The sequence below is a fragment of the Brachybacterium fresconis genome (genome assembly GCF_017876515.1).
Lineage (GTDB): Bacteria > Actinomycetota > Actinomycetes > Actinomycetales > Dermabacteraceae > Brachybacterium > Brachybacterium fresconis.
On record NZ_JAGIOC010000001.1, the window covers coordinates 1,645,536 to 1,667,171 of the forward strand.

The following is a 21,636-nucleotide window of genomic DNA, read 5'->3' on the forward strand; positions in this document are numbered from 1 at the left end:
CGCGGTGCAGGGGCCCGGGGCCGGTCCGCCGACTCCCGGGACTCCTGCACCGGGTCCCGCCACGACTCACGCGTCCCCGATGCCGCTCATTCGTCGGCCTCTTCCATCTTGCCGCGCATGACGAGCTTCGGGTCCGGGGTGCCGACGACCTCGTGGTCCTTGTCCTCGTACTCGAACTGGGACAGGAAGTAACGCATCGCGTTCAGCCGCGCCCGCTTCTTGTCGTTGGAGCGGATGATGGTCCACGGCGCATACTTCTTGTCCGTGCGACGGAACATCTCCTCCTTGGCCTGCGTGTACGCCTCCCAGCGGTCCAAGGATTCCAGGTCCATCGGGGAGAGCTTCCAGCGCCGCACCGGATCCAGCTGACGGATCGCGAAGCGGGTGCGCTGCTCCTTCTGGGAGACGGAGAACCAGAACTTGGTGAGGTAGATGCCGGAGTCGACGAGCATGCGCTCGAAGAAGGGCACCTGGTTCATGAAGGTCTCGTACTCCTCCGGGGAGGCGAAGCCCATGACCCGCTCCACGCCGGCGCGGTTGTACCAGGACCGATCGAACAGCACCATCTCGCCCTCGGTGGGCAGATGCTGGATGTAACGCTGGAAGTACCACTGCCCGCGTTCGCGGTCGCTGGGCTTGTTCAGCGCCACGACGCGGGCGGTGCGGGGGTTGAGATGCTCCGTGAAGCGCTTGATCGTGCCGCCCTTGCCTGCCGCATCCCTCCCCTCGAAGAGGATGATCGACTTCTGATCGTTGTCCTCGAGCCAGTACTGGTACTTCAGCAGCTCGACCTGGAGCTTGTACTTCTCGCGCTCGTACTCCTCGCGCTCCATCCGCGTCTCGTAGGGGTACCCCTCCTGCCAGGTGTAGACGGGGTTGCCCTGCGGATCGATGAGGTCCGGATCGGGCGTATGACCGTCCGCGACCGTGTACCCCTCGTCGCGCAGATGCTCGATGTACTCGCGCAGGCTCTGGTTCTCGGGAATCCTCACGGCCACTCCTTCGGCATCACGCTGGTGTATGCCCCAACTGTAGAGGGCAGGGATGACGCTGCGGTGAACGTGCCCGTCCCGCCGCTGACCCGCCTCAGTGCGCGAAGTGGCGGGTCCCCGTGAGGTAGAGGGTCGCTCCCGCGGCGCGGCAGGCCTCGATGACCTCCTCGTCACGGATGGAGCCTCCGGGCTGGACGATCGCACGCACCCCCGCGTCGAGCAGGATCTGGGCGCCGTCGGCGAAGGGGAAGAAGGCGTCCGACGCCGCGACCGCGCCGCGGGCGCGCTCCGGGGCGGTCTCGCCCTCGGCATGCTCCCCGAGGGTGTTGGCGCGGGAGACGGCCAGGCGGCAGGAGTCCAGGCGGTTGACCTGGCCCATGCCGAGCCCGACGGCGGCTCCGCCGGTCGCGAGCAGGATCGCGTTGGACTTCACGGCCCGCACGGAGCGCCAGGCGAAGGCGAGGTCCGCCAGGGTCGCCTCGTCGGCCCCGTCCCCGGCGGCCAGGGTCCAGCTCGCGGGGTCGTCGCCCTCGGCATCGATCGAGTCGGTGTCCTGGACGAGCATGCCGCCCCAGATCTCGCGCATCTCGACCTCGCGGGAGTACTCGCCCTGAAGGCGCAGGATCCGCAGGTTCTTCTTGGTGCGCAGCAGCTCGAGTGCCGCGTCCTCGTAGGCGGGGGCCAGGATGACCTCGGTGAAGATCGGCTTGACCTGCTGGGCCATGGTGAGCGTCACGGGTCGGTTGGTGGCGATGACGCCGCCGTAGGCGGAGAGCGGGTCGGTGCCGTGGGCGCGCAGGTGAGCGGCGGCGATGTCCTCGCCCTCGCCCGCCACGGCGATGCCGCAGGGGTTGTTGTGCTTGACCACGGCGACGCTGGGACGCTCGTGGTCGAAGGCGGCGCGCACGGCGGCGTCGGCGTCCACGTAGTTGTTGTAGCTCATCGCCTTGCCGCCGAGCTGCTCGGCGCCGGCGATGCCGGGCTCCTCGGGGTCGGTCACGGCCAGGCGGGCGCGCTGGTGGGGGTTCTCGCCGTAGCGCAGGGTGGCGGTGAAGCCGAGCTGGGCGGCATCCTCGTCGCTGAGGTCGAGGATGCTCTGCGGGGCGTCGGCCGCGGCGTCCTGGTCCTCGGACGGCGTATCGCCCTCGTCCTCCGCGTCGACCTCGGGGAGCTGGTCGAGCATCCAGTCGCTGATCGCGTCGTCGTACTCGGCGGTGCGGGTGAAGGCGATGGTGGCGAGCTCCTGGCGCTCGGCCAGGGTGAAGCCCCCGGCCGCGGCGGCCTCTCCGGCCGTCGCATAGACCTCGGGGTCCACGACCACGGCGACGGAGGCGAAGTTCTTCGCGGCACCGCGCACCATGGAGGGCCCACCGATGTCAATCTTCTCGATGATCTCGTCGAAGGTGCCGCCGGCGGCGACGGTCTCGCTGAACGGGTAGAGGTTCACCACCACCAGGTCGAAGGGGGCGATGTCGTGCTCGGCCAGCTGGGCGCGGTGGGACGGAAGGCGCTGGTCGGCGAGCAGGCCGCCGTGGACGCGGGGGTGCAGGGTCTTCACGCGGCCGTCGAGCATCTCGGGGAAGCCGGTCACGGCCTCGACGTCGGTCACCGCGAGGCCGGCCTCGCGGAGGGTGGCACCGGTGGAGCCGGTGGAGACGATCTCGACGTCGTGCTCGAGGAGGGTGCGGGCGAGGTCGACGATGCCGGTCTTGTCGAAGACGGAGATGAGGGCGCGGCGGATCGGGCGGCGCGGTGCGGTGGTCACGAGGCGTGCTCCTGTTCGGATCGGGCTGTGCGGATCTGACTCTCCAGCGGGCACCCAGGCGGTCGATGCCCACAACCGTCACTCCCCGGTGGTCGCCCACCTTCGCCAGTCGTGTACGACCACTGTAGCGGCACCCAGGGCCCGTCCGGGGTGTCAGCCGGCGGCGGTGAGCCGTCGGACGACGTCGACCAGCAGGGGCTGCTCGGCGGCCTTGATGCGCTCGTGCAGGGTGTCCTCGGTGTCGCTGTCGAGCACGTCGACGGCGACCTGCGCGAGGATGCGACCGGTGTCCACGCCCGCGTCGACCTCGATGACGCTCGCGCCGGTGATCTTCACGCCGTGGGCGAGGGCGTCGCGCACGCCGTGGGCGCCGGGGAACGCCGGCAGCAGCGCCGGGTGGGTGTTGACGATGCGTCCGCCGAAGGCGGCCAGCAGAGGCGGCCCGACGAGCTTCATGAACCCGGCCAGCACCACCAGCTCGGGGTCCAGACGGGACACGGCCGCGGTGAGAGCGCGGTCCCAGGCGGGGCGATCGGGGTGGTCGCCGAGGCGCACCACCTCGGTGGGGATCCCGGCGGCGTGCGCGTGGTCGAGGCCCGAGGCCTCGCGGTCGGCGATCACGCCGACGACGGCGAAGGGGCAACTGGGCTCCTGCGCCGCACCCAGCAGGGCGGCGAGGTTGGAGCCGGTGCCGGAGATGAGGACGGCGATGGGGGTGCGGGTCACCCGATCAGGGTAGTCGCCGTGCGAGCCCGCGGCGGGTGCCGCTCGATGCGGGGCCGGGGCGGGAATCTGTCGCCGTGCGGGACCGGGGCGGGTGCGCGGCCGGGCCGTCGTGGACCTCGGGGCCTGCGCCCAGGGGCACCGGGCACAATGGGTTCGATGAGCAACGAGCACCATGACGATCAGGATCGGCGCCCCTCCGACGAGGCCGCAGCCCGCTCCCGGCGGCTGCTGGGGGCATTGGTCGTGACGATGTTCGCATCGTGGTTGCTGCTGATGGCTCCGCTGCCCTTCTCGCTGGCCGCCGGCGTCACCGCCCTGGTGGCGATGGTGCTGCTGGTGCTGCTTTCGGTGCAGTCCTTCCGCCAGGGTCGCTGGGGGATGGGGCTGATCGGGGTGCTGGTGGGCGTGCCCGCCACGGTCATGATCGTGGTCGGATCCCTGCTCTCGCTGGTGTTCTACGGACCGATGTCGGAGGTCGAGGAGTGCCGCGCCACGGCGATCACCCAGCAGGCGCAGTCGCAGTGCGAGACCGAGGCCCAGGACTCCATGGCCGGCTGGGTCAGCGATCTGCTGGGCGGCTGACGCCGCCGTTCTCCTCCGCGTCGTGCTCGGGATCGGACCAGGCATCCGTGACGTCCTGCCCGTCCACGATCTCTCCGTCCAGGACTGTCTCCTCGGCGGGAGCTGGGGAGACCGCCGACGCCGCACCTCCCGGTGACGTGGGGGACGCCGCAGACGCAGGCGATGCTGCCGATGCGGGCGGTGCAGGCGATGCTGCGGACGTCGCCGGGGAAGGGGATGTCGCCGAAGGGGCGGACGATGCCGAGGAGGCGGACGTCGCCGATGCCGCAGATGTTGCCGAGGATGCGGACGTCGCCGATGCCGCGGACGTCGCCTGTGCCGGCGCAGGCCGGGGGCGGGCCTCCGGAGCGCTGCGCTCCTGCGTCTCGGCCCGCTCGACCTTCTGCCGCAGGGACGCCACGCTCGTGCGCACCCACGGCAGCAGCGGCGTCGCGAGCACCCCGATGACCCCACCGGTGGCGAGCACGACGAGGCCGACCAGCGGCAGCAGGAGGGACCCCATCTGCGGCCCCACATGCACGAGCCTCCCCTCGCCGATACCGCCCGTCGACAAGCCTGCGAGCAGCAGCACGCCGATCACGACGACCACGGGATAGGCGATCCAGGCGGTGACCCGGTCGCGCCGCTCGAGGTCCTCGACGTCCCGGACCAGACGCACCGCGCCGAGCGCGATCGGGATCACCGGCAGCACCAGCAGCGCCCAGGCCCAGCCGGGGAAATCACCGGGGCCGGGAACGGCACCCAGCATCGGGAGCGCGGGCATCACCCCGGTCTCGGCGCCGTCCAGGGAGAGCGAGGTGGAGGTGCCGAGACCCACGGTGCCGCCGGCGACGACCACCAGGGCCCACACCGCCAGCAGGGGCAGCAGCGCCAGCTGGATGAGGGTGAGCACGATCCCGCCGGTGATCCCGGGGTCCAGGTTCCCGAACAGGGAGGCCTGCGCGGGCATCGACACCAGCATCATCACGACGGTCATCGCCATCCCGACGCCCAGGAGCCCGAGCAGCGCGATGAGGGTCGCTCGGGCGACATCGCCATACGGGGCCGGCAGCAGATCGAGCACCCGCACACCGGGCACCGTGGACGTGGCCTCACGGCGCAGCGACCACAGCAGTCCCGTCAGCCCACCGAGGACCGCCACCATCGCGCCGGAGACGACGGCGGAGGTCACCACGGGGCTGGTATCGATGCTGCGCCCGATCCCGGCGAGCACCCCCACCCCGATCGCATAGATCGCGGCGTAGGCCCCCAGCGCCCCACCGGCATCGCGCAGGGCACGCACGCGCAGCACGCCGTCGTCCCGGACCAGGCGCAGCGCACGCCCCACCCGGCGCATCCCGAACGCGGCCAGGACCAGCAGCAGGGCGAGCAGTCCGAAGGGCGTCAGGGTCACCGCTCCGTCGATCACCCCGGTGCTCAGGATGATGCCGCCCCCGTGGCCCAGGACCAGGACGTTCAGCGCGATGATGATCGCGTCCAGGACGCTCGCGGTCGATCGGGTCCCGGCGACCTGCGCGGCCAGCGCGGGCACCACGACGATGGCGAGCGCGGTTCCCAGCGAGAGCGCTGCGGCGAGCGCCCCGCGGACCAGGGGTGTCGCAATGCTGTCGCGGGTGCTGCTCACGAACTGCTCCTTGGGCGGGTCACGACAGGGGGAAGCGGATCCGAGGCGGGTCCGATGACCCCGCACTCGGGGTCGCGCTCCATGGTCGCACCCCGGCGCGCCCGAGCCGTGCATCCCGGAACGGGACGCGGGTCACGGCGCGCGGCAGGGTCGGTGTCGCATAATGACTGCGATGCCCGCCCCGAATCTGAGTCCCGAGGACACCGAGCACCCGGTGACGCTGTCCGTCCGTACCCTGCGCCTCGAGGAGTCCGTCGACCTCGTCGGCCATATCCCCGCTGCGGTCAGCGGCGCCTGGCTGCGCCACGGTCAGGGCGTGGTCGCCCTCGGTACGGCCTGGTCCGCACGGACCACCGGCCCCCACCGCTTCGCCGCCGCCAGCTCCGCCTTCCAGGACCTGGCCTCCCGCGCCCGGGTGGACGACGAGGTCCGCACCCGCACCAGCGGCCTGATCGCCCTGGGCAGCTTCTCCTACGCCGACACCTCCGAGCGCGCCTCCCAGCTGATGGTCCCGCGGGCGCTGCTCGGCGTGCACGACGGGGAGTCGTTCCTGACCGTGGTCGGCGTCGACGAGGACCCGGTGCTGCCCACCTCGTGGCACGATCTGTTCCCCTCCACCCCCGTCGGCCCCGCGACCGCCGACGCGCTGGAGGTCGAGGCGGATCACACCCCCGATGAGTACCAGGCGCTGGTCGACGAAGCCGTCGGCGAGATCCGACAGGGCCGCGCCGCCAAGGTGGTGCTCTCCGAGCGCACCACGGTCCGTGCGTCCCAGGACATCCGACCGGCCGTGCTGCTGGCCCGTCTGGCCCGCGCCTACCCGAGCACCTGGGTGTACCACCTCGAGGATGTGATCGGCGCGAGCCCGGAGATGCTGGCCCAGACCGAGAACGGCCGGGTGTTCTCCCGGGTCCTGGCCGGGACCCGTCCGGTGGCGGATGACGGCGAGCTGGACGAGATCGACCGCCGCGCCTTCCGCTCCGACGCCAAGGAGCTGTCCGAGCACGCCTTCGCCGTGGAGTCGGTGGTCGAGCGGCTGGCGGGCCTGGCCGAGGGCATCGACGTCTCCCCGGAGCCGTTCGTGCTGCGTCTGCCGGGCCTGGAGCATCTGGCATCGGACGTCTCCGCCGGACTGCGCAACGGTGTGACCAGCTTGGACGTCGCCTCACGACTGCATCCCTCAGCCGCCGTGTCGGGCACTCCGCGCGAGGCGGCCGATGAGATCATCGCCCGTCTGGAGCCGCGCGATCGGGGTGGCTACGCCGCCCCGGTGGGCTGGATGGACGGCCAGGGCGACGGGCAATGGGCGATCGCCCTGCGGATGGCGCATCTGGGCGACGATCGGACCGTGACGCTGCAGGCCGGCGGTGGGTTGGTGGCGGCCTCCGATCCTGTCTCCGAGCACGCCGAGGTGCTGGCGAAGTGCCGACCGATGCTGCGGGCGCTGCGGGGAGATCCCCACGAGGAGCCGTCCGACCTCACCTGACGCAGCGATCAGCTCGGGCTGCTGCCCAGGGTGATCTCCAGGGTCTGCTGGTCCTGTCCGCGCACCACGGTCAGGGTGTGCTCCGAGCCGACCTCCATCCCGCGCACGATGCCGGTCAGGGCGGCGGCGCCGCCGACCTCGGTGTCGTCGATCCCGGTGATCAGGTCGTCCGTGCGCAGCCCGGCCTCCGCGGCGGGGCTGCCGGGCTCGACGCTGACCACCTCGGCGCCGTGGTGGGCGACGTCCCCGAGGGTGACGGTGCCGTCGGTGCTGGTGACTCCCATGAAGGCATGATCGGCGGAGCCGTCCTCCTGGAGCTGCTCGGCGATCATCGTCGCGGTGTTCGCGGGGATCGCGAAGCCCAGGCCGATGCTGCCGGCCTGGCCGGAGGAGTTCGGGATCCCGGCGATCGAGGAGTTGATGCCGATCACCTGACCGGCGGCATCCACGAGCGGGCCGCCGGAGTTGCCGGGATTGATCGCGGCATCGGTCTGGATCGCGGAGGTGTAGGTCGCCTGCGAGCCTCCCGCCTCCCCGGTGGCCGAGACCGGTCGGTCCACGGCGGAGATGATCCCGGTGGTCACGGTGTTCTCCAGTCCCAGCGGGGTCCCCAGCGCCATCACGGGCTGCCCGACGGCGACGGTCGAGGAGTCCGCGAAGGTGGCCGGTTGCAGCTCCTCCGGCGGGGAGTCCATCCGGATCACCGCCAGGTCCGTGTTCGGATCGGTGCCGACGATCGACGCGGTGTAGCTCAGGCCGTCGCTCATCGTCACCTGTACGGCGCGGGCGTCCTGGACGACATGGTTGTTGGTGAGGATGGAGCCGTCCTCATCGAGCACCACGCCGGTGCCCTGTGCGGTGCCCCCGCCGGTGGAGACCTCGATCGCGACCGTGCTGGGAGAGACCTGCTCGGCCACCGAGGCCCAGTCGGGGTCGTCGACGGTGGAGACCGAGGCGGGGCTGGCGTCGGCGCTGCTGGGCGGGGCCTCCTGCGCGGTCGACGTCGGGTCCGGGCTCAGCAGCTGGTCATAGGCGACGACGCCGCCGAGCGTGAACCCGCTGGAGACGAGCATGCCGAGAGCGACCAGGCCGGTCACCCCGCCCCAGCCCGGGCCGCGACGGCGCGGGCTCCCCGGGGGCCCTCCGGTCGCGGCGGTCGCGGCGGTCGGTGACGGGCCGGTCGAGGCGGCGGCCGCCTGGACGCCGGGCCCGATCGGCCCGGTCGAGGGGGCGCTCCCGTAGGGATCCCCGAAGGTCGCGGGATAGCCGAAGCGGTCGCGGTCCTCCCATGCGGGCGACCACGGCCGCGCGGAACCCGGGGCATCGGTCGGGGTGTACGGGTCGAGGCGCTCGGTGGGCGGCGTGGCGGAGGTGCCGGCGGATCCCGACTCCGTGGTCGACGGGGTCGAAGCGGGCGACGGCGTCGGCGCAGCGGGGCCGCCCGCGGCGGGGCTGCTCACGGCCGGATCGCCCGCGGCGGGTTCGCCGTAGTCGAAGTGCGGCCAGGCCTGCTCCGGCGGTCGGGCAGTCCCGTCCTGGCCGGAGTGGTCCTGCCCGGACCGGTTCTGCGGGGTCTCGTACGGGTCGTTGACGTCCTTCATGTCTGCCATGGGATCACCTCCATCACCAGGTTCTACGAATGTGCGCTGTGCTCTTCCTGGACGAGCAGCACCCGCAGGCCGTGATCGCTCTGCGCCAGAGCGCCGGCGAGGCCGTCGGGACCGACCCGTCGGACGCGCGCGCCCAGGGCAGCCGCCGCTGCGGCGATGTCGGTGCCGTGCGGGGTGGTGAAGAAGCGTCGCAGCAGTTCGGGCGGAGCCGCGGCGTGCTCGAGCCCGGAGAAGATGCGCCCTCCCCCGTCGTCGACGATGATCACGTCCAGGTCCGGGGCCTGCTCCTCCGGACCGATGATCACCCCGGTGAGATCGTGCAGGGCGGTCAGGTCCCCCATCAGCACGCGCACTCGGCTCGTGCCACCATCGGCCCCCTGCTGGGCGAGAGCGATGCCGCCGGCGACGGACGTGGTGCCGTCGATGCCGGCGAGCCCGCGATTGGCGAGCACCCGTCCGGACGTCGTCCCGGCATGCTGCTCGAGGTCGCGCACGAGGCTCGAGGACCCCAGGACCAGGATGTCCCCCTCCCCCGTCGCCTCCCAGACGGCGAGCGCCGCCCGCTGCTGCCAGTCGGCGGGAATTCCCCCGTGGGAGACGGCAGCCTCCTGCCAGGCGGCCAGGTGGTCACGGCGGCGGGCATGCTCCGCCTCGTCGCCCGCGTCGGCCTCGTCGTCGCCGATCGCGGCCGGCACCACCAGCCGGGCACGGCGCGCGGCGTCGGCCCAGTCGGGGTGCGGATCGACGACGACGACGTCGACGTCCTCGGCCCCCAGCAGCGCGCCGACGACGGGGCGGGACAGCGTCGGATGGCCCAGGACGATGGCGCGGTCGGGGCGCAGCGGGTGCTGCTGATCGGCCATGATCCGTCCGAGCAGGGCCGGATATCCGCGCACGAAGGACGGTCCGCCGCGTGCCTCCGAGCTCGGCTCGGCCAACAGCGGCAGCGTATGCCGCTCCGCGAGCTCGCGCGCCGCGGTCCCCGCCCCGTCCCCGGCCACGACGACCGTGCGGGAGGAGATCGGCACCGGCTGCGGGGGCGGCGGGGCCGGGCGCGTGCGGCGGGTCAGCACGAGGCGCTGCGGCGCGTCGCCGGCCGCTGGCGCCTTCGCGGCGGGCGGGGTCTGTGCCGCCTGCTCGGCGGCGGGTGCTGCTCGCGGGACGAGCGGGTCGCGGAACCCGAGGTTCAGGTGCACGGGGCCGGGATGCTCGCCCGTCGCGGCGGCGACCGCGCGGGCGATCGTGGAGACCGCGGTGCGCAGCTCGACCGGTGTGGCACCGGTCGCGGTCGGGGCCGGCAGGTCCGCGTCGAACCGGGTCAGGGAGCGGTACAGGCCGACCTGGCGGGTGGTCTGGTTCGCCCCGACGTCGCGCAGCTCGGCGGGGCGGTCCGCGGTCAGCACGATCAGCGGGATCCGGCCGTGGTGGGCCTCCATGACGGCGGCGTGCAGGTGGGCGGTCGCGGTGCCCGAGGTGGTCGCGACGACCGCCGGATGCGTGACGTCGTATCGGGACAGGCCGAGGGCGGTGAAGGCCGCGGCGCGCTCGTCGATGCGGACGTGGGCACGGATGCGTCCGGGACGCCGCGAGCCGGTGCGCTGCGGGTCTGTGGTCTGCGCGTCTGTGGTCTGCGGGTCCGGGGTCTGCGGCTGGGCGAGCTGTGGGTCGGCGAGGCCGTAGACGAGCGGCGCGGAGCGCGACCCGGGGGCGAGGACCGCATCGGTGACGCCGAGTGCGGCCAGCGCTCTCCACAGGACGATCGCCTGGTCGACCGCGCCGGAACCCGTCGGGGTGGGCAGGGGGATCCCGTCGTCCGGGGCGGAGCGATCGCTGACGTGCATGGGATCAGCGTAGTTCGCCAGGTGCCCGGCTCGCGCGGTCCCGGCGCGCGGTCCCGTCCGCCGCCCCGGGGCGGCACGTCGGTCCGGGACCGCGACTCAGAGCTGCTCGGCGCACTCCGCCAGGCGCTGCGTCCAGGCCGTGGCCAGATCCGCCGGTGCGGCGTGCCGCTGAAGGAGGTCGGGCGCGGGCTCCGGCCGGACGACGGGCAGGGTGCCGCCGTCCGCGAGCAGCGGGTCGGTGACCAGGTCGCCGGTCAGCAAGGTGGCGGTGGCGAGACCGCAGGCGTACGGAAGCTCGGGCAGGGCGGCGGCGAGGGCGACCCCGGCGCTGAGCCCCACCCCGGATTCCAGGGCCGAGGAGACCACCACGGGAAGATCCGCCTGCTCGGCCAGGTCCAGGCACCGCTGCACGCCACCCAGCGGCTGCACCTTCATCACCAGCACGTCAGCCGCCTCCGCACGGGCCACCCGCAGAGGATCCTCGGCGCGTCGCACGGATTCGTCGGCGGCGATCGGCACGTCCAGGGCGCGGCGCAGGGCGGCGAGGTCCTCGATCTCGGCGCAGGGCTGCTCGGCGTACTCGAGGCCGCCCGCGGCGCGGTCCAGCACCGGGAGCGCCTCCAGGGCCTGCTCGAGGGTCCAGGCGGCGTTGGCGTCGACGCGCAGGCGGGCGTCGGGCCCCAGGGCGTCCCGCACGGCTTCGAGCCGTTCGGCGTCCTCGGCGAGGCTGGAGCCGGGGTCGGCGACCTTTATCTTCGCGGTGCGTGCGCCGCCGACGGTCGCGATCCGGTGGGCCAGCACGGCTGGGACCACGGGGATGGTGACGTTGACCGCGATCCGCTCGCGGACCGGGGCGGGGCGGGGCTCGGTGGCGTCGGCGAGCGCGGAGCGCAGCCACGGGGCGGACTCCTCGGTGCCGTAGTCCCAGAAAGGCGAGAACTCGGCCCAGCCGGCGGGACCGTGCAGCAGGACGCCGTCCCGCTCGGTGATGCCGCGGAAACGAGTGGTCATCGGGATCGTCCATGCGAGCGCCCGGTCGATGCCGCGCTCGCGCAGGGCGGTGGGGATGTGCATCCCTCGAGGCTAGCGGGCCGGTGCCGGTGCCGCGAAAGCCGGTGGGCGGGTCGCGAGAAAGGGATGGAGCGCGAGGACGCATGCCGGCTACGCTCTGCCGCGATGACCTCTCACCAGCTCCGTCCCGTCCGCGAGGACGACGCCTCGGCGATCCTCGAGGCCTTCCTCGCCGCTCCCGACATGGCCCGCCAGGGGGAGGTCGCCACCCTCGAGGACGCCGAGGAGATGGTGCGGTGGCTGTCCGCTCCCGGCCGCCGGGGGACGGCGATCGCCCGCCGGGACACCGATGGGCTCCTCGAGCGGCAGAAGTTCCTCATCGACGGTGCCCGCCAGGATGTGCACACCTATGGGCGCCTGGTCTCCGATCCGGTTCCCGCCACTGCGGAGCTGCCCTGGGGGCGCTGAGCCCTGCGCCCCGGGCGTGTCGCCCCCCCCCGCGGCCGGCGGACGACCCCGCCGCGGCCCGGGGGCGATGACCACCGCGGCCGGACTACCCTGGCAGGCATGACCACGCCTCCGGATCCGCTGCCCCGCCAGGTCTCCGAGACCTTCGACCCCCGGCTGTGGCGGGAGGTGGGCGCCGCCGAGCACGGCGGGTCGGCCTTCACCGACCTCACCTACCATCGGGCCGTCGAGCGCGTCGAGAGTCCCGACGGCGAGCGGACCAGTCGTGATCTGCCCACGGTCCGGATCGCCTTCGACCGGCCCGAGGTGCGCAACGCCTTCCGTCCGCACACGGTCGATGAGCTGTACCGGGCCCTGGACCACGCCCGGCTCGACACCGGGGTGGGCGTCATCCTGCTCACCGGCAACGGCCCCTCCCCCAAGGACGGCGGCCGCGCCTACTGCTCCGGCGGGGATCAGCGCATCCGCGGACGCTCCGGCTACGAGTACGCCGAGGCCGAGGAGCTCGGCGAGACCGACCGGGTGCGCGCCGGCTCCAGCGGCCGCCTGCACATCCTCGAGGTGCAGCGTCTGATCCGCACCATGGGCAAGGTCGTGATCTCCGTCGTCAACGGCTGGGCCGCCGGCGGCGGGCATTCCCTGCACGTGGTCTCCGACCTCTCGATCGCCTCGCGCCAGCACGCCCGCTTCATGCAGACCGATGCGAACGTCGGCTCCTTCGACGGCGGCTACGGCTCTGCCTATCTCGCCAAGCAGGTGGGCCAGAAGCGCGCCCGGGAGATCTTCTTCCTCGCCGAGGAGTACTCGGCCCAGGACGCCTACGACTGGGGCGCGGTGAACCGCATCGCCGATCACGAGGAGATCGAGGTGGAGGCGCTGGCGATGGCCGCACGGATCGCCACGAAGTCCCCGCAGGCGATCCGCATGCTGAAGTTCTCCTTCAACCTGGCCGACGACGGCCTCATGGGCCAGCAGGTCTTCGCCGGCGAGGCGACCCGGCTGGCCTACATGACCGACGAGGCCGCCGAAGGGCGCGACGCCTTCCTCGAGAAGCGCTCCCCCGACTGGTCCCGGTTCCCCCACCCGCAGGGCTGAGGGACGATGACCGTCCCGCACGACGCCTCCGATCCGCGCGACCCGGCCGCCCCGCACGACCGGACCGATCCGCGCGATGCCGCAGCGTCGCACGACGTCGCCGGTCGGCCGTGGCTGGTGCCGGACCCGTATGACGCCTCCGCCGCCTCGCTGACCGCCCACTCCCGCGCGATCGGAGAGGTCATGGCCGGCACCGGACGACTGTGGCGGGGACCCTTCGCGCCGCCGACCGCGCTGCCGACAGGATTCGAGGACACCGCCCTGGTCGTGCCCACCTCCGGGTCCACCGGCACCGCGAAAGCCGTGGCCCTTTCCCGCGATGCCCTCCTCGCCTCGCAGGATGCGACCGCCCGCCTGATGGCCGTCGACCCCGCGGCCACCGCGACCGACGGGCACGGCCTCTGGCTGCCCCTGCTTCCCCCGACGCACATCGCCGGCGTGCAGGTCATCGCCCGCGCCCACCGCACCGCCCAGGTGCTGGGTCTGGATGGCCCGGCGCTGCCCGATCCCCTGCCCGACCTGCGCGGCCATTTCGACGCCGCCGCCTTCGTCGCCCTCGCCGAGCCCGCCCTCGCCCAGGCCGAGCAGGCCGGTCTGCCCGCGTTCACCTCGCTGGTGCCCACCCAGCTGACCCGCATCGTCACCGGCGCGACCGGGGCCGACGCCCGGGCCCGCTCCGTCCTGAAGCGATTCGCCGCAGTGCTGGTGGGCGGCGCCGCCACCGGTCGAGAGATCCTCGCCAGGGCCGCCGCCCAGCGGATCCCGGTGCGCACCACCTACGGCTCCTCGGAGACGGCGGGCGGCTGCGTCTACGACCGCACCGCCCTGCCCGGCGTCGCGCTGGACCTCGAGACGCCCGACGCGAGCGGGGCCGGGCGACTGGTCATCGCCTCCCCCACCCTCGCGCTCGGGTATCTCACCGCCGACGGCGGCACCGACACCGCACCCTTCGCGCGCACCCCGGACGGTCGACGCACCTTCACCACCTCGGACCTCGCCGAGCTGGACACCGACGGCGCGCTGACCGTGCTCGGCCGGGCCGACGACGTGATCAACACCGGCGGACGCAAGGTGCTCCCCCAGGACGTCGAGCAGGCCATCGACCGCTCCCTCATGCTGCGCGGCCTGGTGCGCTCCAGCGTCGTGGTCGGGGTGGACGACCCCGACTGGGGCCAGCGGGTCGAAGCACTGGTCACCCTCGAGGACGGGGCGGAACCTGCCGAGGCGACGGCCCTGGTGCGCTCGGCCCTGCGCACCAGCGACGTGCCCGCGCACATGATCCCCAAGCGGGTGCACGTGCTCGACCAGCTGCCGCTGCTGGGCATCGGCAAGATCGACCGCGCCGCCGCACGCCGCCTCGCCGCCGCACGCTGAGGACCCGGACGGCCCGGGACCTGTGCTCTCCGCCACGGTCCCGAGACGCGCCCTGACCGGGGCGTATCCTCGGGGAGGCCCCCGACCGGGCGGCCACCGATCGCGTGAGGAGCACGATGGCCAGCCTGTCGCAGTGGGTCGAAGGCGCCCGCCCCAAGACCCTGCCCGCCGCGCTGGCGCCCGTCGCCGCCGGGACCGGGGTCGCGATCTGGCAGCTCGGCGAGCAGTCCGGCTCCGTCGACTGGGCCCTGGTGATCCCCCGGGCCCTGCTCGCCCTCGCCGTCTCCTTCAGCCTGCAGATCGGCGTGAACTTCGCCAACGACTACTCCGACGGGATCCGCGGCACCGATGACGACCGGGTCGGCCCGTTCCGACTCACCGGCTCCGGCGCCGCCGCCCCGCGCACCGTGAAGAGCGCCGCGGTCGGCTCCCTCGCCGCCGGGGCCGTGTTCGGCATCGCCCTGATCGCCCTTGCGCAGATCTGGTGGGCCCTGGTGGTCGGCGCCGCCGCCATCGCCGCGGCCTGGTTCTACACCGGAGGGCGCAGACCCTACGGGTACCGCGGGCTCGGCGAGGTGTTCGTCTTCGTCTTCTTCGGCCTGGTGGCAGTGAACGGCACCGCCTACGCGATCACGCCACACCCGAACTGGGTCGCGCTGCTGGCCTCGATCGCGATCGGGCTGCTGGCCGTCGCCCTGATGCTGACCAACAACCTGCGCGACATCCCCACCGACGCCGTCGCCGGCAAGCGCACGCTCGCGGTGCGGCTCGGACAGCGCGGAACCCGCGCCCTGTTCACCGTGAACCTGCTGGCGCCGTTCGTGCTGATGGTGCCGGTGATGGTGGCCCACCGGCCGGTGCTGCTGGTGCTCGTGGCCCTGCCGCTCGCCTACGGGCCGGTGCGTGCGGTCCTCGGCGGCGCCCGCGGCCGCGACCTGATCCCGGTGCTCGGGAGGACGGGGCGGCTCGAGCTGGTGTTCTCGCTGCTGCTCCTGCTCGGCCTGGCACTCTGAGGCCGACGGGCTCCGCGGCCTGAGCGCCGCCGCGAGTCAGCTGCGCCGTCGCCTGCTCTCCGTGCCCGGCTCCGGTTCGCCCACCGTGTCCGGCGCGGGATCGCCTGCCGCGTCCTGCTCGCCCCCGGCGCTCGCGTCGTCGACCTCGCCCGCCTCGTGGGCGAGATCGGGCAGCACCGCGGGTCCCGCGCCCGGTCGCTCCTGGTCCGCGTCGTCCTCGTCCGCGTCGTCCTCGTCCGGGCCGTCGTGGACCTCGTCGTGCGTCCCGTCCTCGTCGAGGGCCGCGTCCTCCGCATCGGCGTCGTGGTCGACCGGTCGCCCCTTGCGCGCGCGCCGCCGCTCGTCGGCCGCCTTCCAGCGCAGCGCGGCGGAGGAGCGCAGTCGATCCAGGAAGAGGATCGAGATCAGCATCGCGATCAGCGCCGCCAGCGCGGCCGCGAGCAGCAGGCCGACATCGAACAGGGTGAGGAGCCACCAGATCCCCACCCACAGAAGCAGGCGGATGACGGCGAACAGGGCCATATCTCGCATGGACCCAGGGTAGTTCTCCCGGATGGGAACTCCCGACCCTGCCCGGGTTCAGGTCCGCTCAGTAGACTCCGGTCATGCTTCGCGGCTTCCTGGTGGTGCTATCCATCGCTCTGACGGTGTTCGCTCTGGCCGACTGCGTCCAGACCGAGAAGGACAAGGTCCGGGGCGTCCCGAAATGGGCCTGGGTGGTCCTGATCGTGCTGCTGCCCTGGGTGGGGCCGATCACCTGGTTGGTCGTCGGCAAGGACCGGCCGAACGAGGGCGGGACCGACCGCCCGCGGCGCGACGGACCCACCGCGCCGGACGAGGACCCCGAGTTCCTGCGCCGGCTCGACGAGGACATCCGCCGGGAGCGTCGTGAGCGCCGGCAGCGCGACCAGGGCGGCGAGGGCACGGGCGGCTCCCCCAGCGGGTCCCCGAACACCTGAGCCACCCGGTTCTCCGGCTCAGAGACCGGAGTAGGAGTGCAGTCCGTTGATCACCGTGTTGACGATGGTGTAGTTGAACACCACGGCCACGAAGCCGGCCAGGGCGAGGCCGGCAGCGCGGCTGCCGCGGAAGCCGCCGGTGGCGCGGGCGTGGAGATAGGCGGCGTAGATCACCCAGATGATGAAGGTCCATACCTCCTTGGGGTCCCAGCCCCAGTAGCGGCCCCAGGCCTCTCGGGCCCAGATCGCCCCGAAGATCAGCGTGAAGGTCCAGCCCACGAAGGCGACCGAGTGGATCCGGAAGCTCAGGGCCTCCAGCACCGTGGAGCTGGGCAGACGGTCCAGCACGTGACCGAAGCGTCCCCAGTGCTCCTCCGGCGCGTCCCCGGCCTCGGCCTTCTGGACCAGGGCGCGCTCGTGGCGCGCCTGCAGCAGCTGCAAGGAGGCGACGACCGCGCCGAGGATCGACAGCGAGGTCGAGAGGATGGCGACGGAGATGTGGATGTAGATCCAGTGGGAGTTCTGCAGGCTCGGGGTCAGCGCTGCCGCCGGGACGATCCACAGGGTCTGGGCCAGCAGCATCGCCAGCAGCACCGGGCCGACCACGAAGGTGCCCAGGACCCGCAGCTCGGCGCGCTTGATGGAGAAGATCAGGAAGACGGCCATCACCACGGCACTGCTGGTGGTGGTGAACTCGTACATGTTCGCCCAGGGCACACGCTGGGTGGCGATCGCGCGGGTGGCCACGCCCGCGATGTGCAGGACCGTCGCCGCCAGGGCCAGGAGGAACGCGAAGCGCTGGGACGTCATCGTGCCCGAGGACCCACCGCCGGCGGTCGCGTCGGTCCCGTCCCCGGCTTCGTCGGCCTCCGCGGGCAGGCTCGAGGTCCCGGAGGCGCCGCCGACCGTCACGGGCTGAGCAGCGCGCGCCGTCCGATGCTGTTCCTCGCGGGCCGCCAGACGCTCGTCGCTGCGGCGCTGCGAGGTGGAGGCGAGGTCGGCGGAGAAGCCGATCAGCGCCAGCACGTACAGCACGATCGTCACCACGATGAGGAGATTGGAGATCTCCGCCAGCTGCTGGTCAATCACTGTGCACTTCCTTCGGGGGGTGGGTCGGTGACCGTTTCCGGCCCCGTCGTCTCGGAGGGCCGGGGCCCATCCTGCTCCGCGGCGAGCTTCTGCGCCAGCGCCGCCACGTCATCGGGCAGCGCGGGATCGTCGCTGCGGGCGAGTCCGGCGACCTCCAGCACGACCGTGCCGTCGGTGCCGTGGACCCCCTCGGAACGGCCGACACGCACCCAGAGGCGGCGACGCGGCACGAACAGCGACAGGATCAGTCCGCCGGTGGCGGTCAGGGCGCTGACCAGCACCCAGCGTTCGAACGGATCGTGGGCGACGTCGAAGGCCGCAAAGCGGCGCACGCCGTCGAAGGTGATCTCGGAGCCGTCGGGCAGCTCGAAGCGCTGGCCGGGGGTGAGCTTGATCAGCATCGGCGAGCCGTCCTCGCCGGTGACCTGGTCGAGGGAGCTGACATCGACCTCGTAGGCATTCTTCGGGATGCCCGCATCCAGACCGAGATCACCGTGGTACGCGGTCAGCGCCAGCATCGGGTTCATCAGATCGGGATAGATCGAATGCGGGCCCTTCTCGTCGATCTGCCCGGTGGGCAGGAAGAAGCCGACCACGGCCGTCTGCTCGGGCTGTGCGTCGGGCGCCTTGATCACCAGCTGGGAGGTGTACCCGGTGTCACCCATCGGCACCGTGATCACGGGCCCTTCGGCCACCACGGTGCCCTCGGGGTCGGTGACCGTCACCTCGGGGGCGTAGCCGTTGCCGAGCAGGTACATGGAGCTGCCGTCGACGTGCAAGGGCTTGTTGACCTGCAGGGTGCGCTTCTCGTGTTCCTCGCCCGGGGTGGTCACCGCGATATCGGCCTCGAAGGACAGCGGCTGGCCCACGCGGGACTCGTCGGCGCCCTCGAGCACGTACTCGGCGCGGAAGTCCTCCAGGGTGAACTGGAACGGGGGCATGGCGGAGGAGTCGAACCAGGCGCCGGACTCGAAGTAGTCGTACTGGGTCAGGGAGTTGGAGAAGCCCTCGCCCTCGACCACGGTGATCTGCCCGCGGTAGCTGGTCAGCTGGCCGCCGGCCACGCAGATCAGCACGCCGACCAGCGCGATGTGGAACAGCAGGTTGCCGCTCTCGCGCAGCAGCCCCCGCTCGGCGCTGACCGAGCGCGAGCGCTTCTCCTCGCGCACGACGGTGCGGTAGCGCGAACGTCGCAGGGAGCGGTGCGCCGCCTCCAGCAGGCTGTCGGCGTCCGCCCCCGGCAGCTCGAGGCGGGTGTACCCGGTGAAGCGGGTCAACCGCGAGGGCGTGCGGGGCGGCTGGGCCCGCAGCTGGCGCAGGTGCACCCCCACCCGCGGCACGATGCAGCCGATCAGCGAGATGAACAGCAGCAGGTAGATCGCCGAGAACCACGGCGAGGAGAACACGTCGAAGAAGCCCAAGGTGTCGAGGATCTCGCCCCAGCGGCCGTTCTCGTCGAGGAACTCCTGCGTCAGCGAGGGGTTCACGCTGCGCTGCGGGTACAACGAGCCCGGCACGGCGGCGATGGCGAGCAGCATCAGCAGGATCAGGGCGGTCTGCATGCTGGTCAGCTGGCGCCACAGGAAGCGCAGCGTGCCCCGCAGGCCGAGCGCGGGGGCGTTCGCACCGCGCCGCGGCGGGCGGGGGGCGTCCTTGTCGCGCTTGCTGCTCCAGGCGTCGGCGGCGATGTCCGTGCCGCGGTCGGTGCCGGTCGGGCCGCCGGCATCGCGGGGTCCGCGGCGGTGGTTCGGGTCGTTCGGGTCGTTCGGGTCGTTCGGGTCGTTCGGGTCGTGGTCCAGGGTCTGATCCGTCCTGTCCGGGGCCGTCTCGGGCCCGTCGTCCTTCTCGCGCATCACACCACCGGCTCGAAGGTCGCGACAAGCCCTTGCAGCTCGCTCATCCAGGCCGCCCACACACCGGTCATCAGCAGCACGCCGATCGCGATCAGCAGCGCCCCGGAGAGCAGGCCGATGGTGCGTCGGTGCCGCGCGAGCTTCTTGGACAGGCCCAGGGCCCGGTCGAACAGCAGCGCGAACAGCACGAAGGGGATGCCGAGGCCGAGCGAGTAGGCCAGGGCCAGGATCCCGCCGCGCAGTGCCGCGCCATCTCCCCCGCCGTCCAGGGACAGGGCGACGATCGCGGCATAGGTGGGGCCGATGCACGGGGTCCAGCTGAGACCGAACACGAGCCCCATCAACGGGGCACCGAGGAGCCCTGCGTCGGGCTTCTTGCTGGTCACGGGACGGTTCGACCCGAGCCCGGGGAACACCCCCAGGAACACGAGACCCATCAGCAGCACGATCGCCCCGGCGATGCGGTTGATCCACACGCTGTAGGCCTGCAGCAGGTAGCCGAGCGCTCCGGCGAAGCCGCCGAGGATCATGAACACCACGGCGAAGCCGGCGACGAAAAGGATGCTGCCGGCAAGCATGCGGCCGCTCCCGGCGCGGCCGCCCGAGGGAGCAGCTCGGCGGCGGCCCCCGCCGCCGACCCGGCCGGCCCCGCCGGTGCCGACGGCGCCCTGCCCGGCGAGGCCGGAGACGTAGCCGAGATACCCGGGCACCACCGGCAGCACGCACGGGGACAGGAAGGCGACCAGACCGGCCGCGGCGGCGACGGCCACCGCCAGCAGCAGGGAGCCGGACAGCGCGGTGGCCTGGAAGGCGTCTCCGACCTCGGCAGTGATCATTCGTCCAGCACCTTGTCGATCATGGAGCGCAGCGTCGAGGGATCGATGCCGCCGGAGATGCGGGCGGCGACGCGGCCCTCGCGGTCCAGCACCAGCGTGGAGGGGACGGCGTTCGGGGCGACCTGGCCCCGCAGCTCGTACATGATCTCCGCGTCCTGGTCGGGCAGCGAGGGATAGGTGATCCCGTAGCTCTCCTCGAAGGCCTTCGCGGGCCCGGCGCTGTCGCGCACGTTGATGCCGACGAAGGAGACTCCCTGGTCGGCGTACTCCTCGTGGATGGCCTGCAGGTCGGGAGCCTCCTTGCGGCAGGGCGGGCAGGAGGCGTACCAGACGTTGACCACGAGCAGCTCCCCGCGATGATCTGCGGAGGAGAAGTCCTCGCCGTCGAAGGTCTCGCCGGAGAACTCGAGCGGCTCATCGCGCTCCGCGGGAGCGATCTCGGTGGTCACGCCGTCGCCGGAGACATATCCGGACTCGTAGCGGCCGCTGGTGTCGGCTCCGCAGGCGGCGAGCAGCAGCGCCGTGGACGCCGCGCCGGCGGCGCCGAGCAGGCCGCGGCGGCTGGGCCGTGGCGGACGGGACTGCGCGCTCACGTCAGCTGTCCTCCGGTGGCGTCGACCGCTCCGGCGTACAGCTCGGCCGCGGGTTCCGCATAGGAGACGTCGGCCAGATGGGGGCCGACGAAGCGCAGGCTGGTCACCGAGCACAGTCCGCACCGGCGGCGGCGCGGGTCGTGGCACAGCGGCTTGCCCTCGGCGCTGCGGCGGGTCACCCAGATCGGGAGCTGGTGCAGCACCAGCACCGCGTCGTGCCCCTCGGCCGCGGCGCGGGCGTCGTGGATCGCGGCGGTCACCCGGGCGACCTGCTCGCGGTACGGCTCGCCCCAGGAGGGCCGCAGCGGGTTCAGGAACCAGCGCCAGTTGCGGGGATCGCTGAGCTTCGCCGTGCCGTACCCCATGCGCTGCCCCTCGAAGTGGTTGCCCGATTCGGTGATCCGCTGGTCCGTGGTGACGTCGAGCCCGTGGGCGGCGGCGATCGGCGCGGCGGTCTGCTGGGCGCGCAGCATCGGGGAGGAGCGCACGAGGGCGACGTCGGAGCCGACGAGGTGGTCGGCGACCCGCTGGGCCATCTGCTGCCCGCGGTCGCTCAGGCGGTACCCGGGCAAGCGTCCGTACAGCAGGCGCTCGGGGTTGTGCACCTCGCCATGGCGGACGAGGTGGACGGCGGTGGTGGTCACGGGTGCGCGGTCCTCACTCAGGAGATCAGCTGGATCGATGCGGTCGGTCGGGCCGAGCCGCCTCGAGCCGCTTCA

20 protein-coding genes and 1 riboswitch are annotated in these 21,636 nt (G+C 72.7%); of the genes, 7 read left to right on the plus strand and 13 right to left on the minus strand.

Annotation, left to right across the window (positions count from 1 at the left end):
* Positions 1-86 precede the first annotated feature (86 nt).
* The 3 genes from ppk2 to purN form a co-directional block, all read right to left on the minus strand.
* Positions 87-992, minus strand: coding sequence for a polyphosphate kinase 2 (gene ppk2, locus JOF44_RS07545; protein ID WP_209889286.1), 906 nt, complete (start codon positions 990-992; stop codon positions 87-89).
* A 94-nt stretch (positions 993-1,086) separates the two neighbouring features.
* Positions 1,087-2,757, minus strand: a complete 1,671-nt coding sequence (gene purH, locus JOF44_RS07550; RefSeq protein WP_209889289.1) for a bifunctional phosphoribosylaminoimidazolecarboxamide formyltransferase/IMP cyclohydrolase — start codon at positions 2,755-2,757, stop codon at positions 1,087-1,089.
* A 45-nt stretch (positions 2,758-2,802) separates the two neighbouring features.
* Positions 2,803-2,880: riboswitch (ZMP/ZTP riboswitch) on the minus strand.
* A gap of 30 nt (positions 2,881-2,910) precedes the next feature.
* Positions 2,911-3,483 carry a phosphoribosylglycinamide formyltransferase gene (gene purN / locus JOF44_RS07555; RefSeq protein WP_209889292.1) on the minus strand — a complete coding sequence of 191 codons (573 nt, stop codon included), beginning with the start codon at positions 3,481-3,483 and terminating at the stop codon, positions 2,911-2,913.
* A 156-nt stretch (positions 3,484-3,639) separates the two neighbouring features.
* Here purN and JOF44_RS07560 point away from each other — a divergent pair, with 156 nt between their 5' ends.
* On the plus strand, positions 3,640-4,065 hold the full coding sequence (locus JOF44_RS07560) for a hypothetical protein (protein WP_209889296.1): 426 nt from the start codon (positions 3,640-3,642) through the stop codon (positions 4,063-4,065).
* On the opposite strand, the gene JOF44_RS07565 is transcribed toward JOF44_RS07560, so the two are convergent.
* The gene (locus JOF44_RS07565; protein ID WP_209889298.1) at positions 4,043-5,689 is read right to left on the minus strand and encodes a cell division protein PerM; all 1,647 of its coding nucleotides are present in this window, start codon (positions 5,687-5,689) and stop codon (positions 4,043-4,045) included. The genes JOF44_RS07560 and JOF44_RS07565 overlap by 23 nt on opposite strands.
* Before the next feature lie 172 nt (positions 5,690-5,861).
* Here JOF44_RS07565 and JOF44_RS07570 point away from each other — a divergent pair, with 172 nt between their 5' ends.
* The gene (locus JOF44_RS07570) at positions 5,862-7,175 is read left to right on the plus strand and encodes an isochorismate synthase (RefSeq protein ID WP_209889300.1); all 1,314 of its coding nucleotides are present in this window, start codon (positions 5,862-5,864) and stop codon (positions 7,173-7,175) included.
* An 8-nt stretch (positions 7,176-7,183) separates the two neighbouring features.
* Here the strand turns inward: JOF44_RS07570 and JOF44_RS07575 are convergent, their stop codons facing one another.
* From JOF44_RS07575 to JOF44_RS07585, 3 genes are all read right to left on the minus strand, one after another.
* Positions 7,184-8,785, minus strand: coding sequence for a trypsin-like peptidase domain-containing protein (locus tag JOF44_RS07575; RefSeq protein ID WP_209889302.1), 1,602 nt, complete (start codon positions 8,783-8,785; stop codon positions 7,184-7,186).
* Between the two features lie 23 nt (positions 8,786-8,808).
* A complete protein-coding gene (menD, locus tag JOF44_RS07580) occupies positions 8,809-10,626 on the minus strand; it encodes a 2-succinyl-5-enolpyruvyl-6-hydroxy-3-cyclohexene-1-carboxylic-acid synthase (RefSeq protein ID WP_209889304.1) in 1,818 nt (605 codons plus the stop codon).
* 96 nt (positions 10,627-10,722) lie between these two features.
* Positions 10,723-11,700: an o-succinylbenzoate synthase gene (locus JOF44_RS07585; protein ID WP_209889307.1), complete on the minus strand. Its 978-nt coding sequence runs from the start codon at positions 11,698-11,700 to the stop codon at positions 10,723-10,725.
* 102 nt (positions 11,701-11,802) lie between these two features.
* Here JOF44_RS07585 and JOF44_RS07590 point away from each other — a divergent pair, with 102 nt between their 5' ends.
* The 4 genes from JOF44_RS07590 (at position 11,803) to JOF44_RS07605 (ending at position 15,587) form a co-directional block, all read left to right on the plus strand.
* Complete coding sequence (locus JOF44_RS07590) at positions 11,803-12,105, plus strand: hypothetical protein (protein ID WP_209889310.1); 303 nt, start codon at positions 11,803-11,805, stop codon at positions 12,103-12,105.
* Between the two features lie 99 nt (positions 12,106-12,204).
* Positions 12,205-13,200: a 1,4-dihydroxy-2-naphthoyl-CoA synthase gene (locus tag JOF44_RS07595; protein WP_209889313.1), complete on the plus strand. Its 996-nt coding sequence runs from the start codon at positions 12,205-12,207 to the stop codon at positions 13,198-13,200.
* A 6-nt stretch (positions 13,201-13,206) separates the two neighbouring features.
* Positions 13,207-14,574, plus strand: a complete 1,368-nt coding sequence (locus JOF44_RS07600; protein WP_209889316.1) for an AMP-binding protein — start codon at positions 13,207-13,209, stop codon at positions 14,572-14,574.
* A gap of 116 nt (positions 14,575-14,690) precedes the next feature.
* Positions 14,691-15,587, plus strand: coding sequence for a 1,4-dihydroxy-2-naphthoate polyprenyltransferase (locus JOF44_RS07605; protein WP_209889320.1), 897 nt, complete (start codon positions 14,691-14,693; stop codon positions 15,585-15,587).
* A gap of 36 nt (positions 15,588-15,623) precedes the next feature.
* On the opposite strand, the gene JOF44_RS07610 is transcribed toward JOF44_RS07605, so the two are convergent.
* Positions 15,624-16,118 carry a DUF4229 domain-containing protein gene (locus JOF44_RS07610; protein ID WP_209889323.1) on the minus strand — a complete coding sequence of 165 codons (495 nt, stop codon included), beginning with the start codon at positions 16,116-16,118 and terminating at the stop codon, positions 15,624-15,626.
* A gap of 74 nt (positions 16,119-16,192) precedes the next feature.
* On the opposite strand from JOF44_RS07610, the gene JOF44_RS07615 reads away from it, so the two are divergent.
* The gene (locus JOF44_RS07615) at positions 16,193-16,546 is read left to right on the plus strand and encodes a PLD nuclease N-terminal domain-containing protein (protein ID WP_209889326.1); all 354 of its coding nucleotides are present in this window, start codon (positions 16,193-16,195) and stop codon (positions 16,544-16,546) included.
* Positions 16,547-16,564: 18 nt separating this feature from the next.
* Here the strand turns inward: JOF44_RS07615 and ccsB are convergent, their stop codons facing one another.
* The 5 genes from ccsB to JOF44_RS07640 are packed head-to-tail and all read right to left on the minus strand — an operon-like array spanning position 16,565 to position 21,561.
* A complete protein-coding gene (gene ccsB, locus JOF44_RS07620) occupies positions 16,565-17,635 on the minus strand; it encodes a c-type cytochrome biogenesis protein CcsB (RefSeq protein ID WP_209889329.1) in 1,071 nt (356 codons plus the stop codon).
* Positions 17,632-19,488: a cytochrome c biogenesis protein ResB gene (resB, locus tag JOF44_RS07625; RefSeq protein ID WP_245348891.1), complete on the minus strand. Its 1,857-nt coding sequence runs from the start codon at positions 19,486-19,488 to the stop codon at positions 17,632-17,634. The genes ccsB and resB overlap by 4 nt, the downstream gene beginning before the upstream one ends.
* The gene (locus JOF44_RS07630) at positions 19,488-20,324 is read right to left on the minus strand and encodes a cytochrome c biogenesis CcdA family protein (RefSeq protein ID WP_209889332.1); all 837 of its coding nucleotides are present in this window, start codon (positions 20,322-20,324) and stop codon (positions 19,488-19,490) included. Before JOF44_RS07630 ends, resB begins: the two co-directional genes overlap by 1 nt.
* On the minus strand, positions 20,321-20,917 hold the full coding sequence (locus tag JOF44_RS07635) for a TlpA family protein disulfide reductase (RefSeq protein ID WP_342591697.1): 597 nt from the start codon (positions 20,915-20,917) through the stop codon (positions 20,321-20,323). The genes JOF44_RS07630 and JOF44_RS07635 overlap by 4 nt, the downstream gene beginning before the upstream one ends.
* Complete coding sequence (locus tag JOF44_RS07640; RefSeq protein ID WP_076808165.1) at positions 20,914-21,561, minus strand: histidine phosphatase family protein; 648 nt, start codon at positions 21,559-21,561, stop codon at positions 20,914-20,916. The genes JOF44_RS07635 and JOF44_RS07640 overlap by 4 nt, the downstream gene beginning before the upstream one ends.
* Between the last annotated feature and the right edge of the window lie 75 nt (positions 21,562-21,636).

Coding starts and splice junctions, on each gene's coding strand:
- JOF44_RS07615 (WP_209889326.1), top strand. CDS start 16,193: ATGCTTCGCGGCTTCCTGGTGGTGCTATCCATCGCTCTGACGGTGTTC.
- JOF44_RS07590 (WP_209889310.1), top strand. CDS start 11,803: ATGACCTCTCACCAGCTCCGTCCCGTCCGCGAGGACGACGCCTCGGCG.
- menD (WP_209889304.1), bottom strand. CDS start 10,626: ATGCACGTCAGCGATCGCTCCGCCCCGGACGACGGGATCCCCCTGCCC.
- JOF44_RS07600 (WP_209889316.1), top strand. CDS start 13,207: ATGACCGTCCCGCACGACGCCTCCGATCCGCGCGACCCGGCCGCCCCG.
- JOF44_RS07630 (WP_209889332.1), bottom strand. CDS start 20,324: ATGATCACTGCCGAGGTCGGAGACGCCTTCCAGGCCACCGCGCTGTCC.
- JOF44_RS07595 (WP_209889313.1), top strand. CDS start 12,205: ATGACCACGCCTCCGGATCCGCTGCCCCGCCAGGTCTCCGAGACCTTC.
- resB (WP_245348891.1), bottom strand. CDS start 19,488: ATGCGCGAGAAGGACGACGGGCCCGAGACGGCCCCGGACAGGACGGAT.
- JOF44_RS07585 (WP_209889307.1), bottom strand. CDS start 11,700: ATGCACATCCCCACCGCCCTGCGCGAGCGCGGCATCGACCGGGCGCTC.
- JOF44_RS07570 (WP_209889300.1), top strand. CDS start 5,862: ATGCCCGCCCCGAATCTGAGTCCCGAGGACACCGAGCACCCGGTGACG.
- JOF44_RS07610 (WP_209889323.1), bottom strand. CDS start 16,118: ATGCGAGATATGGCCCTGTTCGCCGTCATCCGCCTGCTTCTGTGGGTG.
- JOF44_RS07575 (WP_209889302.1), bottom strand. CDS start 8,785: ATGGCAGACATGAAGGACGTCAACGACCCGTACGAGACCCCGCAGAAC.
- JOF44_RS07605 (WP_209889320.1), top strand. CDS start 14,691: ATGGCCAGCCTGTCGCAGTGGGTCGAAGGCGCCCGCCCCAAGACCCTG.
- JOF44_RS07560 (WP_209889296.1), top strand. CDS start 3,640: ATGAGCAACGAGCACCATGACGATCAGGATCGGCGCCCCTCCGACGAG.